The organism is Amycolatopsis sp. NPDC089917, assembly GCF_040684635.1.
Taxonomy (GTDB): Bacteria; Actinomycetota; Actinomycetes; order Mycobacteriales; family Pseudonocardiaceae; genus Amycolatopsis.
In genome coordinates this window covers 101,868-116,048 of the sequence record NZ_JBFBGL010000019.1, presented here as the reverse complement: position 1 = coordinate 116,048, position 14,181 = coordinate 101,868, and the positions used below count along the sequence as shown (strand labels likewise).

The 14,181-nt window shown below is 68.6% G+C and carries 11 protein-coding genes and 1 pseudogene; 5 read left to right on the top strand and 7 right to left on the bottom strand.

The features are described from left to right. Positions 1 to 2 precede the first annotated feature (2 nt). Complete coding sequence (locus AB0N89_RS16590; RefSeq protein ID WP_364205171.1) at positions 3 to 1,355, bottom strand: NlpC/P60 family protein; 1,353 nt, start codon at positions 1,353 to 1,355, stop codon at positions 3 to 5. Between the two features lie 342 nt (positions 1,356 to 1,697). Between AB0N89_RS16590 and AB0N89_RS16585 the strand changes: the two genes are divergently transcribed. Together AB0N89_RS16585 and AB0N89_RS16580 are read left to right on the top strand one after the other, a co-directional pair. Next, positions 1,698 to 4,505 (top strand): aconitate hydratase, encoded by a 2,808-nt coding sequence (locus tag AB0N89_RS16585; RefSeq protein WP_364205169.1) that lies wholly within the window; start codon positions 1,698 to 1,700, stop codon positions 4,503 to 4,505. Positions 4,506 to 4,580: 75 nt separating this feature from the next. Next, positions 4,581 to 5,372 (top strand): alpha/beta fold hydrolase, encoded by a 792-nt coding sequence (locus tag AB0N89_RS16580; protein ID WP_364205167.1) that lies wholly within the window; start codon positions 4,581 to 4,583, stop codon positions 5,370 to 5,372. A 206-nt stretch (positions 5,373 to 5,578) separates the two neighbouring features. On the opposite strand, the pseudogene AB0N89_RS16575 reads toward AB0N89_RS16580, so the two are convergent. Next, positions 5,579 to 6,010: pseudogene (locus tag AB0N89_RS16575) on the bottom strand (MgtC/SapB family protein); the annotation flags it as partial. Positions 6,011 to 6,176: 166 nt separating this feature from the next. Beyond that, entirely contained in the window at positions 6,177 to 7,097 is a 921-nt protein-coding gene (locus AB0N89_RS16570) for a LysR family transcriptional regulator (protein ID WP_364205165.1), read from the bottom strand. 156 nt (positions 7,098 to 7,253) lie between these two features. Here AB0N89_RS16570 and AB0N89_RS16565 point away from each other — a divergent pair, with 156 nt between their 5' ends. The 3 genes from AB0N89_RS16565 to AB0N89_RS16555 are packed head-to-tail and all read left to right on the top strand — an operon-like array spanning position 7,254 to position 9,939. Then, positions 7,254 to 8,681: an MFS transporter gene (locus AB0N89_RS16565; protein ID WP_364205199.1), complete on the top strand. Its 1,428-nt coding sequence runs from the start codon at positions 7,254 to 7,256 to the stop codon at positions 8,679 to 8,681. Between the two features lie 5 nt (positions 8,682 to 8,686). Next, a complete protein-coding gene (locus tag AB0N89_RS16560; protein WP_364205163.1) occupies positions 8,687 to 9,577 on the top strand; it encodes an SDR family oxidoreductase in 891 nt (296 codons plus the stop codon). 14 nt (positions 9,578 to 9,591) lie between these two features. Then, positions 9,592 to 9,939, top strand: coding sequence for a darcynin family protein (locus tag AB0N89_RS16555; protein WP_364205161.1), 348 nt, complete (start codon positions 9,592 to 9,594; stop codon positions 9,937 to 9,939). A 267-nt stretch (positions 9,940 to 10,206) separates the two neighbouring features. On the opposite strand, the gene AB0N89_RS16550 is transcribed toward AB0N89_RS16555, so the two are convergent. From AB0N89_RS16550 to egtC, 4 genes are all read right to left on the bottom strand, one after another. Next, the gene (locus AB0N89_RS16550; protein WP_364205159.1) at positions 10,207 to 11,814 is read right to left on the bottom strand and encodes an alpha/beta hydrolase; all 1,608 of its coding nucleotides are present in this window, start codon (positions 11,812 to 11,814) and stop codon (positions 10,207 to 10,209) included. Between the two features lie 156 nt (positions 11,815 to 11,970). After that, positions 11,971 to 12,447, bottom strand: coding sequence for a nitroreductase family deazaflavin-dependent oxidoreductase (locus tag AB0N89_RS16545; protein ID WP_364205157.1), 477 nt, complete (start codon positions 12,445 to 12,447; stop codon positions 11,971 to 11,973). Beyond that, entirely contained in the window at positions 12,440 to 13,417 is a 978-nt protein-coding gene (gene egtD, locus AB0N89_RS16540) for an L-histidine N(alpha)-methyltransferase (RefSeq protein WP_364205155.1), read from the bottom strand. The genes AB0N89_RS16545 and egtD overlap by 8 nt, the downstream gene beginning before the upstream one ends. Beyond that, the gene (gene egtC, locus AB0N89_RS16535; RefSeq protein ID WP_364205153.1) at positions 13,414 to 14,178 is read right to left on the bottom strand and encodes an ergothioneine biosynthesis protein EgtC; all 765 of its coding nucleotides are present in this window, start codon (positions 14,176 to 14,178) and stop codon (positions 13,414 to 13,416) included. The genes egtD and egtC overlap by 4 nt, the downstream gene beginning before the upstream one ends. Positions 14,179 to 14,181 lie beyond the last annotated feature (3 nt).

The window sequence follows — 14,181 nt, the reverse complement described above, 5'->3', positions numbered from 1 at the left end:
GTCTAGCCGATCAGGCGGGCCGCGTAGGGCATGATGCCGCCGTAGCGGACCGGCGCGACCCGGACGCGCAGACCGGACTGCGGCGCCTCGACCATCTGCCCGTTCCCGAGGTACATCGCGACGTGGTGGATGCCCCCGCCACCGCCCCAGAAGAGCATGTCGCCGCGGCGCATCTGGGAAAGCGGCACCCGCCGCCCGGCGTTGTACTGGTATCCGCTGTAGTGCGGGAGCGCCCGCACCCCGGCGAACGCGTAGATCATCAGACCGGAGCAGTCGAAGCCGATCTTGTTGTAGTCGCCGTAGCGGTCGGCGACGCCGCCGTCGCGGATACCGCGTGTCGGACCGGAGGTGTTGCCACCGCCCCACGCGTACGGAAGTCCCAGCTGCGACAGTGCCCGCTGGACCGCCGCCTCGACGCTAGCCCCGGCGGGCGCCGACTGGACCGGCCTGCTCGACGGACGGCCACCGCCGCCTTGACCTTGGCTGGGCCGTGACGCGGCGAGCGCGGCCTGGCGAGCGCGCTCCTCGTCTTCGCGGGCCTTCTGCGCCTTCCAGTCGTCGTAGCGCTGCCGCTGCCCTTGCAGGCCGCTGACCTTCTGCTGCGCCTCGAAGAGCTGCTTCTCGACGCTCGTCTTGTCGGCTTCGAGCTTCTCGTTCTGCGCGGCCTGGGTGTCTTGCGCGTGCTGCGCGGCGCTCTGCGCGTTGTCTGCTTCGTGCTTGGCGGCCTCCGCCGCGCGCTTGCGCTCCTGCGCGATCTCCTGCTTCTTGCGCGCCGTCGCGTCCTTGTTGGACTTCTCCGTCTGCGCGCGCTTCATCGTGTCGAGCGCGTTGAGCCTGCTGCCGCCGACCGCGTCGAGCATCTGCGCGCGGCCGAGCAGTTCCTTGGGGCTGTCGGCGGTGAGGTACGCCGACACCGAACCGATGGTGCTGCCCTGCTGGAAGCTGGCGGCGGCGAACTTGTCGAGGTCGGCGCGGGCCTTGTCGATGGTCGCCTGCGCGGCGTCGGACTCGGTGCGCGCGGACTGTGCCTCGCGGTCGGCCTGCGCGGCTTCGTCCTGCGCGGCGTCCGCGTCGACCCTGGCCTTGTTGGCCTCTTCCATCTTCAGCTCGACGTCGTCGTTGAGCTGAGCGAGCTTCGACTCGGCCTGGGCAAGCTGGTTCGTGAGCCTGCCGACGTCGCCCGCCTTGGCGTTGGCGTCGGCCTTGCTGGAGTTGATTTCGGAGTCGCTGGGATTCGGCGGGGGCGGCGGTACCGCGATGGCGGTACCCGTCACCCCGAGCAACAGGGCGATCCCCCACGCGCCGATGGTCGCGCCACGGCGGGCGCCGGCCCCAGACCCGGCTTCACCACGCACGATCCACCCACCTCCTGATCTTGAACTTCGAGCTCACTGTGCCACTGCAGTCACAGCATTACCAGAAGCACCACCAGGAACTTACACACCGTAGGCACCATTTCCCCTCAACGGGGGACGAACAGACGATCGTTTTGTCACTCGAACGGCCGCAGGTCGATGAGACGTTCCCTACCCGCGTGTCGGGTTGCCAGCCAAAAAGTACAGGCGTACTGTTTGAAGGGACGAACGAGGTGTGCCATCCCGGGTCCGGACTTACGGTGGGGGTGCGCAACACTCGCTCCGGGCCCGCCCGAACGGCCCGGAGAACCACACCGAACTGACCCGCCACTGGAGTAAGAAGTGACAGCACCTGCCAGCAAGGACAGCTTCGGCGCCAAAGACACGCTGAAGGTCGGCGACGCCTCCTACGAGGTGTTCCGCCTGGACAAGGTCGAGGGCTCCAAGCGCCTTCCCTACAGCTTGAAGATCCTGCTCGAGAACCTGCTGCGGACCGAGGACGGCGCGAACATCACCGCCGACCACATCCGCGCGCTCGGCAACTGGGACGCGAGTGCCGACCCGTCGATCGAGATCCAGTTCACGCCCGCCCGCGTGATCATGCAGGACTTCACCGGCGTGCCCTGCGTCGTCGACCTCGCCACCATGCGCGAGGCCGTCACCGACCTCGGCGGCGACCCGGACAAGGTCAACCCGCTGGCGCCCGCCGAGCTGGTCATCGACCACTCGGTCATCATCGACGTCTTCGGCCGCGCCGACGCGTTCGAGCGCAACGTCGAGATCGAGTACGAGCGCAACCGCGAGCGCTACCAGTTCCTGCGCTGGGGCCAGGGCGCCTTCGACGAGTTCAAGGTCGTCCCGCCGGGCACCGGCATCGTGCACCAGGTCAACATCGAGCACCTCGCGCGCACGGTGATGTCCCGCAACGGCCAGGCGTACCCCGACTCCTGCGTCGGCACCGACTCGCACACCACCATGGTCAACGGCCTGGGCGTGCTGGGCTGGGGCGTCGGCGGCATCGAGGCCGAGGCGGCCATGCTGGGCCAGCCGGTCTCCATGCTCATCCCGCGCGTCGTGGGCTTCAAGCTCACCGGCGAGATCCCGACCGGCGTGACCGCCACCGACGTCGTGCTCACCATCACCGAGATGCTGCGCAAGCACGGTGTGGTCAGCAAGTTCGTCGAGTTCTACGGCGAGAGCGTCGGCGCGGTGCCGCTGGCCAACCGCGCCACCATCGGCAACATGAGCCCGGAGTTCGGTTCCACCGCGGCGATCTTCCCGATCGACGACGAGACCGTCCGGTACCTCAAGCTCACCGGCCGCTCCGAGGAGCAGGTCGCGCTCGTCGAGGCGTACGCCAAGGAGCAGGGCCTCTGGCACGACCCGTCGCACGAGCCGGAGTACTCCGAGTACATCGAGCTGGACCTGTCGACGGTCGTCCCGTCGATCGCCGGCCCGAAGCGCCCGCAGGACCGCATCGAGCTCACCGACGCGAAGAACTCGTTCCGCAAGTCGATCCACGACTACGTCGGCGGCGAGCAGGCCCCGCACACCAACGTGGACGAGAGCGTCGAGGAGACCTTCCCGGCCAGCGACCCCGCCGCCCTCTCCTTCAAGGACGAGGACGCGGTCGAGGTCCAGTCGGCGGCGAACGGCCACAGCGGCCGCCCGACCAACCCGGTCAAGGTCAGCACCTCGGACCGCGGCGAGTTCATCCTCGACCACGGCGCCGTGGTGATCGCCTCGATCACCTCCTGCACCAACACCTCCAACCCGTCGGTCATGCTCGGCGCGGCGCTGCTCGCGCGGAACGCGGTCGACAAGGGTCTCTCGGTCAAGCCGTGGGTCAAGACCTCGATGGCGCCGGGTTCGCAGGTCGTCACGGACTACTACACCAAGGCCAACCTGTGGCCGTACCTGGAGAAGCTGGGCTACCACCTGGTCGGCTACGGCTGCACCACCTGCATCGGCAACTCGGGCCCGCTGTCGGACGAGATCTCCGCGGCGATCCAGGAGAACGACCTCACCGCGGTTTCGGTGCTCTCGGGCAACCGGAACTTCGAAGGCCGCATCAACCCCGACGTGAAGATGAACTACCTCGCGTCGCCGCCGCTGGTCATCGCGTACGCGCTCGCCGGCACGATGGACTTCGACTTCGAGAACCAGCCGCTCGGCCAGGACACCGACGGCAACGACGTCTTCCTGAAGGACATCTGGCCGTCGGCCAAGGAGATCCAGGAGACCATCGACTACGCGATCACGCAGGAGATGTTCACCAAGGACTACGCCGACGTCTTCGACGGCGGCGAGCGGTGGAAGTCGCTGCCGACCCCCGAGGGCAAGACCTTCGACTGGGACGCGGAGTCCACCTACGTCCGGAAGCCCCCGTACTTCGAGGGCATGAAGGCGGAGCCGTCGGCGGTCACCGACATCTCCGGCGCGCGCGTGCTGGCGAAGCTGGGCGACTCGGTCACCACCGACCACATCTCCCCCGCCGGCGCGATCAAGCCGGGCACCCCGGCCGCGCAGTACCTGACCGAGCACGGCGTGGAGAAGAAGGACTTCAACTCCTACGGCTCGCGTCGCGGCAACCACGAGGTCATGATCCGCGGCACCTTCGCGAACATCCGGCTGCGCAACCAGCTGCTGGACGACGTGCAGGGCGGCTACACCCGCGACTTCACCCAGGACGACGCCCCGCAGTCGTTCATCTACGACGCGGCGCAGAACTACGCGGCGCAGGACATCCCGCTGGTCGTCCTGGGCGGCAAGGAGTACGGCTCCGGTTCGTCGCGTGACTGGGCAGCCAAGGGCACGCGCCTGCTGGGCGTGCGCGCGGTGATCACCGAGTCGTTCGAGCGCATCCACCGGTCGAACCTGATCGGCATGGGCGTCATCCCGCTGCAGTTCCCGGCGGGCGAGTCGGCCTCGTCGCTCGGCCTCGACGGCACCGAGACGTTCGACATCTCGGGCATCACGAAGCTGAACGACGGCGAGACCCCGCGCACGGTCCACGTCACCGCGACGAAGACCGACGGCACCAAGGTGGAGTTCGACGCGGACGTCCGCATCGACACCCCGGGTGAGGCGGACTACTACCGCAACGGCGGCATCCTGCAGTACGTCCTGCGGAAGATGACCCAGGCGTAGGTATCGCGCACGAAAGGCCCCTTTCCCCGCACTTCGAGGAAAGGGGCCTTTCGTGTTTTTCGGTACCTTGGGGATATGCCGAGGGGGAGAATTCAGGTCGAGAACGGCGAATTGGCGTACGAGCTCCGCGGGGAGGGCGATCCGGTCGTCCTGCTGCACGGCGGGATGCTCGATTCCCGGATGTGGGACACCGAGATGACGGCGCTCGAACGGCACCACACCGCCATCCGGTACGACGCGCGCGGACACGGCGAGTCCTCCACGCCGACTGAACGGTTCAGGCATCACGACGACCTCCGCGCGCTGCTGATCGCGCTGGAACTCCCCCGCGCCTCACTGGCCGGGCTGTCCAGCGGCGGGCGGATCGCGGTGGCGTATCCGGACCTCGTCGAGAATCTCGTCCTCGTGGCGACCGGTCTGAGCGCGATGGTGACGAAGGACCCCTTCGTCTTGGAGCAGAACAAGAAAGTCGAGGAGGCGGGCGCCCGGGGTGACCTGCCCGCCGCCATCGAAGGCATCCTGCGGATGTGGGTGGACGGTCAGCACCGTGCCCCGGGAGTCGTCGACCAGGACGTCCGGCGGCGATGCCAGGAGATGTACACGGAGACGATCACCCGGCACCGCGGCAGCGGCTTCATGCTGATGGACGAACTGCGGGCCGTCGAGCGGGTCGGTGAGCTGACGCCGCACACGTTGACGCTGGTGGGTGATCTGGATTCTTCGGACATCATCGAGATCGCCGACCGGATCGAAAGCGAGGCGCGCGACGCCCGGAAACTCGTCGTCCCCGGGGTCGCGCACATGATCAACCTGGAGAAACCGGCCGAGTTCTCCGAGATATTGCTGGACTTCCTGGCCGGGTCGTGACGCGGCACCGAACTCGCGTGCTTGAAGCCGGATCTCGCGTGGTTGGCGGCGGAACTCACGAGATCCGTCCCCAAGCACGTGAGATCCGCCTTCAAACACGCGAGATCGCTCTCTGATCACGCGTGTCACGTCTCCGCGCTCACCCACCCAGGTCTCTGGGGCTAAGCCCGCTCGGGCTCTTCCTGCTCCGGGCATTCGTCCCGGTTCTCCGGACGGCGGTCGACGACGCGGCCGAGCGGGCGCAGCAGCACGTTGACCCCGACGATCACCGCGGTCCCGGCGAGCGCGACGACGTAAAGTCCCGCTCCCGCAAGGGATCCGACGGCCGCGGAGCACCACAGCGTGGCGGCGGTGTTGAGCCCGCGGACGTTCAGCCCGTCCCGCAGGATCACCCCGGCGCCGAGGAACCCGATCCCGGAGACGATCTGCGCGGCGACCCGTGTCGGGTCCGCGTCACCGCTGGTGTTCAGCCCGCCGAAACCGTGGGCGGACAACAGGACGAACAGGGTGGCGCCGACGGCGACGAGGGCGTTGGTGCGGAGTCCGGCCATCCGGGCGCGGTACTGGCGCTCGATGCCGATGACGGCGCCCAAACCGACGCCGGTGCCGACCCTGAGCAGCATTTCGAAGGTGTTCATGATTCCGGCTCTTTTCTGGCGTGCGTACACAAGGCCAGACAGGGAAAGGAGACCGGAAAAGGTCAGCGCACCGCGCACAGGGGTGAACGGCGACCACGTCCGGTCGTTCCAGAACTGTCTTCCGGCATGTGCCGCTCACCTCGCTTTCGTACTCGATCGGTGATGATCAACCTTCGGGACTGTACCACCGTCCGTCGAACGCGTCGCGGATCGTGTCGCGCAGCCAGCGCTGGGCCGGATCGGCGTCGAGTCGCGCGTGCCAGAGCAGGCAGACTTCGATCTCCGGGAGATCCGCGGGGATCGGGAACCAGCGGAGGCCGAGCGACCGGCCGTACCGCTCGGCGAGCCGCGAGGGGACGAGTCCGATGTAGTCGCTCGACGAGACCAGGAAAGCGGCGACGGCGGACGTGGGGACGACCGCCGCGACGCGGCGCTGGAGACCGGCCGCTTCGAGCACGTCGTCGAGTGGTCCCCTGCCCCTGCCGCGCCGGGAAGCGGAAACGTGGGGATAGCGGCACAGCTGCGCCAGCGTCGGGTACCGCTTGTCACCGAGCGGACCGTCCGCCCGGACGATCCCGACCACGCGCTCGCGGTACAGCGGCATCGAGCGGATGTCGGGAGCGGTGACGTCGCCGGCGCCGATGTCCAGATCCACCGAACCGTCCCGCAACGCCTCGGTGCTCTCGCTGCCTTCGGCCACGAAGCGCAAGACCACACCCGGCGCGACGGCGGCGGTCGCCTCGACGGCGGCGGTCGTCAGTGTCGCGGCGACGCCGTCGTTGATGCGGATGGTGAAGGTGCGTTCGAGGTCGCCGATCGCCAGGTCGCGGTCGGCGCTGATGAGGGCGGACGCCTCGTCGAGCAGTGACCGGACACGCGGCGCCGTCCGGAGCGCGAACGGCGTCGGCACCATCCCCCGGCCGGCGCGCACCAGGATCGGATCCCCCATCGCCCGCCGCAACCGGCCCAGCGCTCGGCTCGCCGCCGGGATCGACAGGTGCAGTCGCTCGGCGGCCGCCGTCACGCTGCCTTCGCGCAGCAACGCGTCGAACACCCGCAGAAGGTTCAGGTCCAGCTGATCGGCCATAGTTGCATCGTACGCAACTAGTCTTTGTCAAAGTTGCGTGGCACGAACATCGCACTGGTCAATAGCTTTGCGGACATGCCACTCCGACTTCAACTCCGCGACGATCCCGCGGCGGCGGCGAGCCGCCCGGTCTCGCGACGCGGCCTGCTGGCCGCCATGTGCGCCTGTGTCGTGCTCGTGGTCGGGATGGTCGCCGCGATCAACCTCGCCGTCCCGATGCTGGCCGCGAGCGACCTCCACCCGTCCGCGTCGGCGCTGATCTGGATCGTCGACACCTACGTCGTCTTCTTCGCCTGTCTGGTGATCCCCGGTGGCGCCGCCGGGGATCGCTTCGGCCGCAAGGGCGTCCTGCTCGCCGGTCTGGCGCTGTTCGCGGCCGGCGCGCTGCTGTCGACGGTCGCGCCGAACGTGCCCGTCCTGCTGGCGGGCCGGGCGATCACCGGGATCGGGGCCGCCGCCGTCCTGCCCAACACGCTCGCCGTCCTGCTGCACGCCGTGCCCGCCGGACGCAAGGGCGTGACGATCGCGACCTGGGCGTCGATGACCGGGATCGGCGGTGTCGTCGGGAACGTCGGCGGCGGCGCGGTGCTGTCCGGTGGATCGTGGCGCTGGCTGTTCGCGGCCGCCGTCCCGCTCTCGCTGGTGCTCGCCGCGCTCGTCGCCCGCATCGCGCCGGTGTCCGCGAGGCACGACCGCCCGCTCAGCCCGCTCGGCGCCGCCCTGCTCGTCGGCGCGTCGGTCGCGTTGCTGCTCGGCATCGTCGAAGGACCCGAAAAGGGCTGGGGCAGCCCGATCGTCCTGGCCGGGTTCGCCGGTTCTGTCGTGCTCTTCGCCGTGTGGACCTTCGTGGAGCTGAAAGCCGAGCACCCGCTGCTCGATCCCCGGTTGTTCCGCGTGCCCGCGCTGCGCAGCGCCTGCCTCGGCATGACCGCCATCTTCTTCGGGATGTTCGCGCTGTTCTACGTCAACGCGTCCTTCCTGCAATACGGCAAGGGATTCAGCGTCCTGGCCACCGGGCTGGGGATCATCCCGCTGACCGTCCCGGTCATCCTCGGCGCGCGGCACGTGGGCGAGCTGGTCCGGCGCGCCGGCGTCGACGCCACCGTCGCCATCGCGTTCGTCTTCTGCGGCTGCGGCCTCGTCGGACTGTCCACAAGCGACGCTTCGACGCCGTATCCGGTCTACGCGGCCTGGCTCGTGGTGACCGGCGTCGGTGTCACGCTGGCCCTTCCGACGCTGTCCGCCGCGATCTCCGGTTCGCTGCCACCGGCCCAGGCCGGCGTCGGCGCAGGTCTCCAGGCCACCACCCGTGAGTTCGGCAGCGCGCTCGGCGTAGCGGTCATCGGCACCGTCCTCACCGGGCGGTTCGTCGCGGCGCTGCCCGCCGACGTCCGCGCGGCCCACGATCCGCACACCGTGGCGCAAGCCCTGGCCACGGCCCCCGGGCGCTCGCCCGAAGTGATTTCCGCGTTCGTCACCAGTACGAGCACGGCCCTGCGGGTCATCGGCGTGAGTGTGCTCGTCCTCGGGGCGCTCGTCGTCCTGCAATCACGCCTTTCCCGCACCACCTCAGAGAAGGAGTAACTCCCATGCACGTATTCGTCACCGGAGCGACCGGCTGGATCGGCTCGGCCGTCGTGGACGAGCTGCTCGACGCCGGGCACGAGGTCACCGGCCTCGCCCGCTCCGACGGCTCCGCGGTCACGCTGGAACGAAAGGGCGCCCGGGTCCGTCGCGGCGACCTGGACGATCTCGACGGCCTCCGCGCGGGCGCCGAGGAAGCCGAGGCCGTCCTCCACCTGGCGAACAAACACGACTGGGGCAACCCCGCCGAGTCCAACCGGGCCGAGCGTGCCGCGGTCCAGACCTTCGCCGACGCGCTGACCGGGACAGGCCGGGCCTTCGTTCTCGCAGCGGGGCTCTCGACCCTGGCCACCGGGCGCCCCGCCATCGAGACCGACCTCTCCCCCGCCGTCGGGCCCGACTCGCATCGCGGCGGCGCGGAAAACCTCGCCCTCGAGTACGCCGAGAAGGGCATGCGGGTAATCAGCGCCCGCTTCGCGCCTTCGGTCCACGGCGCCGGCGACCACGGCTTCGTCGCCGCGCTCGTCGCGGCAGCACGCAAGCACGGCGTTTCCGGCTACCTCGGTGACGGCACCGCGTCGTGGGCGGCGATCCACCGCACCGACGCGGCCCGCCTCGTGCGCCTGGGGCTGGAGGGCGCGCCCACCGGCTCGCTTCTCCACGCCGTCGCCGAAGAAGCCGTCACGACCAAGGAAATCGCCGAGACCATCGGGCGGACGCTCGACGTCCCGGTGGTGTCCGTGCCGCCGGAGAACGCCGGTGAGCACTTCGGTTTCGTCGGCAGGTTCTTCTCACTGGACATGACCGCGTCCAATGAGCGCACCCGCGAACTGCTCAAGTGGGCCCCGTTCGGACCGACACTGGTCGAGGACATCGAAGCCGGCGCCTACGCCTGAAAGGAAGGAACACCATGTCCGCAGTGACCGCGTTCATGCTGGTGAAGACCACCCCCGAATGGCTCGGCCTCACCGTCGAACAGCGGGTCGAGTCCTTCAAGACCGAAGTCCTCCCGGCCATCGAAAGCAAGGTGAAGGGAGTCCGGTCGCGGTTCTTCGACACCGAGTTCTACTCCGCGCGAGTGACCGACGTGTGGGTGTGGGAAGCCGACGACCACCACTCCTACCAGCTGCTCGTCGAGGCGTTGCGCGAGACGCCGTTCTGGGACCGTTACTTCGAGATCGTCGACCTGCTGGTCGGGGTCGAGAACGCGTACGCCACGAACTACGGGCTGGACGCCTACGCGAGCGTCAACGTCTGACACCGGCAGGAGCGTCTCGCCGGTAGCCCACGACCACGGACGGCACACCGCGGTGAACGGGATTTCCGGTCCCCGGAGAGGTGCCAGGTGCACCGGCGGTGTCGGCCGGTGCCCTGGTCACCCACCCGGACGACCAGGGCGAGAATCTCGCCCCGGGACATCCGGCCCTCCCCGCCGAGAACGTAGCGCCGGATGCTCGGGACCGGTCCCGAAACGCCACGAAGGCCACCGCGGAGACGGTGGCCTTCGTGGTTACGTGCCTGAGTGTCAGGCGGTGGTTTCGAACGGCTGGACGTTCGGCTGGAACACCTGGCCGTTGGCCGGAACCTTCAGGTCGATCAGGTAGTCGGCCGTGGCCTTGTCCACGCCGAGCGAGTCACCCAGGATGCAGTGCCCGAAGGCGTCGACCGAGAGCAGCCGGGCGTTGCCCAGCTCGTCGGCCATCCGCTTCGCGAACAGATACTGGGTCGCCGGGTCGTAGTAGTTGCCCACGACCAGCACCGGGGTGTCGGTCTTGGCCTGCCACGGGCCGCGGTAGACGTCCGGCTTCTTCGCGGGCCACACCGGGCAGCCCGCCACGTCCGAGAACGCCTGGTAGCGACCGAAGGTGGGCGATTCCTTCTCCCACTTCGCGGCGATCTCGGGCACCTTCTCCTGCTTGACCGTGATCTTCTTGTCCGAGCAGTTCACGGCGAAGTAGGAGTCGTCACCGGTGTACGGGCTGTCCGGGTCCACGTCCGCGCGCCCGTTCGCCCCCGACTTCAGCACCTTCAGCTCGACGGCCTGCGCCGTCTGCGTCTGCGCTGCCGGCGGGTGGACGACGTTGTACAGCGCTTGCAGATCGTCGGCCAGCGGCGGGAACGACGTCGGCGAGTACAGCACACCGGAGACCGTGCTGGTGAACGCGTTGATGTCGTAGCTGCTGCCGTCCGGCAGCTTGATCGGCTGCTGGCGCAGGTAGTCGCGGATCTCGTCGAACTTCTCCCGCGGCGTGCCCGAGCTGAACGAGCACTTCGGACCGACCTGCGCGCACTTGCGCAGGAAACCGTCCAGGGAGATCTCGAACCCGCGGGCCCGCTCACGGTCGTACTGCACGCCGTCGCTGGTGCGCAGCGCCGGGTCGACGTTGCCGTCGATGACGATCGCCCGGCTCTGCTTCGGGAACATCGACGTGTACGTCGACCCGATCAGGGTCCCGTACGAGAAGCCGACGAAGGTCAGCTTCTGATCGCCGACCGCGGCCCGCATCTTGTCGAGGTCGCGCACGACGTCCTTGGTGGACATGTGGTTCAGCAGCGCGCCCGCGTTGTTCTTGCAGAACTGGCCGTAGTCCCGGTAGGAGGCCAGCGTGCCGGAGATCTCCTGCCGCGACAGCGGCACGGGGATCTGCGCGGCGAAGACGTCGTTCGCGTCCTCCTGCGTGGTGAAGCATTTGAGCGGGTTGCTGGCCCCGACGCCGCGCGGGTCGAACCCGATCAGGTCGAACCGGTCGAGCACCTGCGGCTGGAAGTAGTTCGCCCCGCCGATCGGCATCCGGAACCCGGAGCCACCGGGACCACCCGGGTTGAGGAACAGCGAACCGACCTTCTTGTCGGGCGTCTTCGCCGCCCGCTTCAACATCGCGATGTCGATCGTGCCGAGCGCCGCGTTGTCGTGGTCGATCGGCACGCGATACCGCGCGCAGCTGTAGAACTTGACCTGGTCGGCGGGAACACCGCGGAGCTGGTCCGCCGTGCAGGCACCCCAGGTCACCGGCGCGGTCGCGCCGACCTGGGCGGCCGACGGCCCGGCTTCCGGAGCGGCGACCGCCGTCCCGGAGGCACCGGTCAACGCGGCGCCGGCCACGAGTGCCCCTACCAGTGCGAAACCGCGCACCGGCCTCCTTGTGGATCTCGGCAAAACGACTCCTCCCTCGGCTGGCGACGTGAGAGACCACGTCGCACGATGCGCCGCCGATGTCACGGCGCGTAACACCAAGCGAGCCTCGCACAAGCCGGTAACCCAGTCACCGGCCGAAAGGATGGTACGAACCTATCGAGTGGTTGTCTTTAACTCGAAAATCGGTAACACACGGCGAGCGGCTTGCTTCTCCATGGAGTAACCGGGCCAGAAGTCCAGCAGCAGTTTCCACATCGCGTCGTACTCGTCGCCGAGCAGTTCCCTGGCCTTGACCGGGATTTCCTTGCCCGCCAGCGCGACGACCGCCTCGGGTTCCGAGCGCAGGTTGTGTGTCCACGCGGGATCGTTCGGCCTCCCCCAATTGGAGCCGACGAGCACGAATCCCTCATCGTGCGGGAAGTACAGAAGGTTGGTACCACGGGGCAGACCGCTCTTGCGGCCCGTCGTGGTCAGCCTCAGGGAAGGGAGCCCGGCCAGCGCGACCAGGCTCACCTTCCCTTTGAACAGCCGGTGGAGTCTCTTGTCCACCCAGATGATCCCGCCCGCGAGCCCCATCAGCCACGGTTGCGTGCCGAGCACGCGAGCGAGCGAGGTGAGAGGGTTAGTCACGGACAGATCTTGCCAGGCTCACCCCGAACCGCGACGCGGAGTCCGTCCACCATTTCTCGACCGCGAAACCGGCTTCGGCCAGTTCCTCGGCGATTCCCTCCCGCCGGAACTTCGCGGAGATCTCGGTGCGCACGTATTCGCCTTCGTCGAACTTGACCTGCAGATCGGCACCGGGGATGTCGACGGTCAAGGCCTCACGGGCGCGCAGCCGCATTTCGATCCATTCGTTCTCCTCGTCCCAATACGAGACGTGGTCGAACGCCGCCGGGTCGAAGTTCGCGCCGAGGCCGTTGTTGATCACGTGGAGCATGTTGCGGTTGAACTCGGCGGTGACCCCGTCCGCGTCGTCGTACGCGCGTTCCAGTGTCTCGCGGTCCTTCACCAGGTCCGTCCCGAGAAGGAGCCACTCCCCTTCGTCGAGCACTTCGCGGACCGAGCGCAGGAAGAGGGCACGGTCCGCGGGCAGGAAATTGCCGATCGTGCCGCCGAGGAACACCACCAGCCGCGGACGGTCGCCCGGCAGCAGGTCGAGGTGCTGGGTGAAGTCGCCGACCACGCCGCGGACTTCCAGTGACGGGTAGTCGGCCGTGATGGCTTCCGCCGCTTCGGCGAGCGCGGATTCGGACACGTCGAGCGGCACGAACTCCTTCAACGTGCCGTGGCTCGTGAGCGCGTCGAGCAGGAGCCGGGTCTTCTCACTCGACCCGGAGCCCAGCTCGACCAGGGTGTGCGCGCCGGAGCTCTCCGCTATCTCGCCGCCGCGCGCGGCGAGCACCTCCCGTTCGCTGCGGGTCGGGTAGTACTCGGGAAGCGCGGTGATCTTCTCGAACAGTTCGCTGCCACGCGCGTCGTAGAACCACTTGGGCGACAACCATTTCTGGTCCGCTTCCAGGCCGGCGCGGACGTCCGCGCGCAGCTGTTCGGTGATGTCCGACTCGCTGTGGTGTACGTCGAGGTCCACTTCGGTCATCGTGCCTCAGGGCTCCGATCGGCTTCGAGGGGAAGGATTCGCACGCCATCGCCGGTGATCCGGACGGCGTGGTGGTCGGGAACGGGGATCCAGCCGGGGTCGTCGTCGCACGGTTCCGACGCGACGAGCACACCACCACCGAGATCCCGATAGGACAGGGAATGCGTCCATGCCGTACCGATGAGTGTCCGGCCGTCGGTCAGCAGGAAGTTGAGCCGGGAACCCGGCGCCACCTCCTCGACCGCTGCGGTCAGCCACGTGATGGCCGCGAGCGGATCCTCACCCGCTTCGAGCCGGTCACGCAGCAAAGCCCAGAGCAGCACTGAGTCCGTGGTCGCCTCCAGGGTCAGGAGCCGGGTGATCGGCAACTTGGCGGCGAGTTCGGCCACCGACTCCGGCCAGCCCCTCACCACTCCGTTGTGGCTGAAGAGATAGCCGCCGCCGGTGAACGGGGCGTTCGCCGCCTCGACCACCGGCATCCCGGTCGTGCCGTTGCGGACCGCCGCCACGAACGCGTGCGACCGCATCGACCCGGCCAGCGCGGGCAGGTCACCGTCCGTCCACAAAGGAGCGGACCGGCGCAGCCGCAGCGGCTCGGGGGCCTCGGCGTACCAGCCGAGGCCGTACCCGTCCGCGTTGACCGAACCGCCCCCGCGCATGTCGGCCGGGGCGTAGGACTGCACGAGCAGCGAGTGAGGGGCGTGGAAGAGCGTCTCGGCGGGCGAACGCGGCTCGCCGAGATACGCGAGATGACGGCACATGCC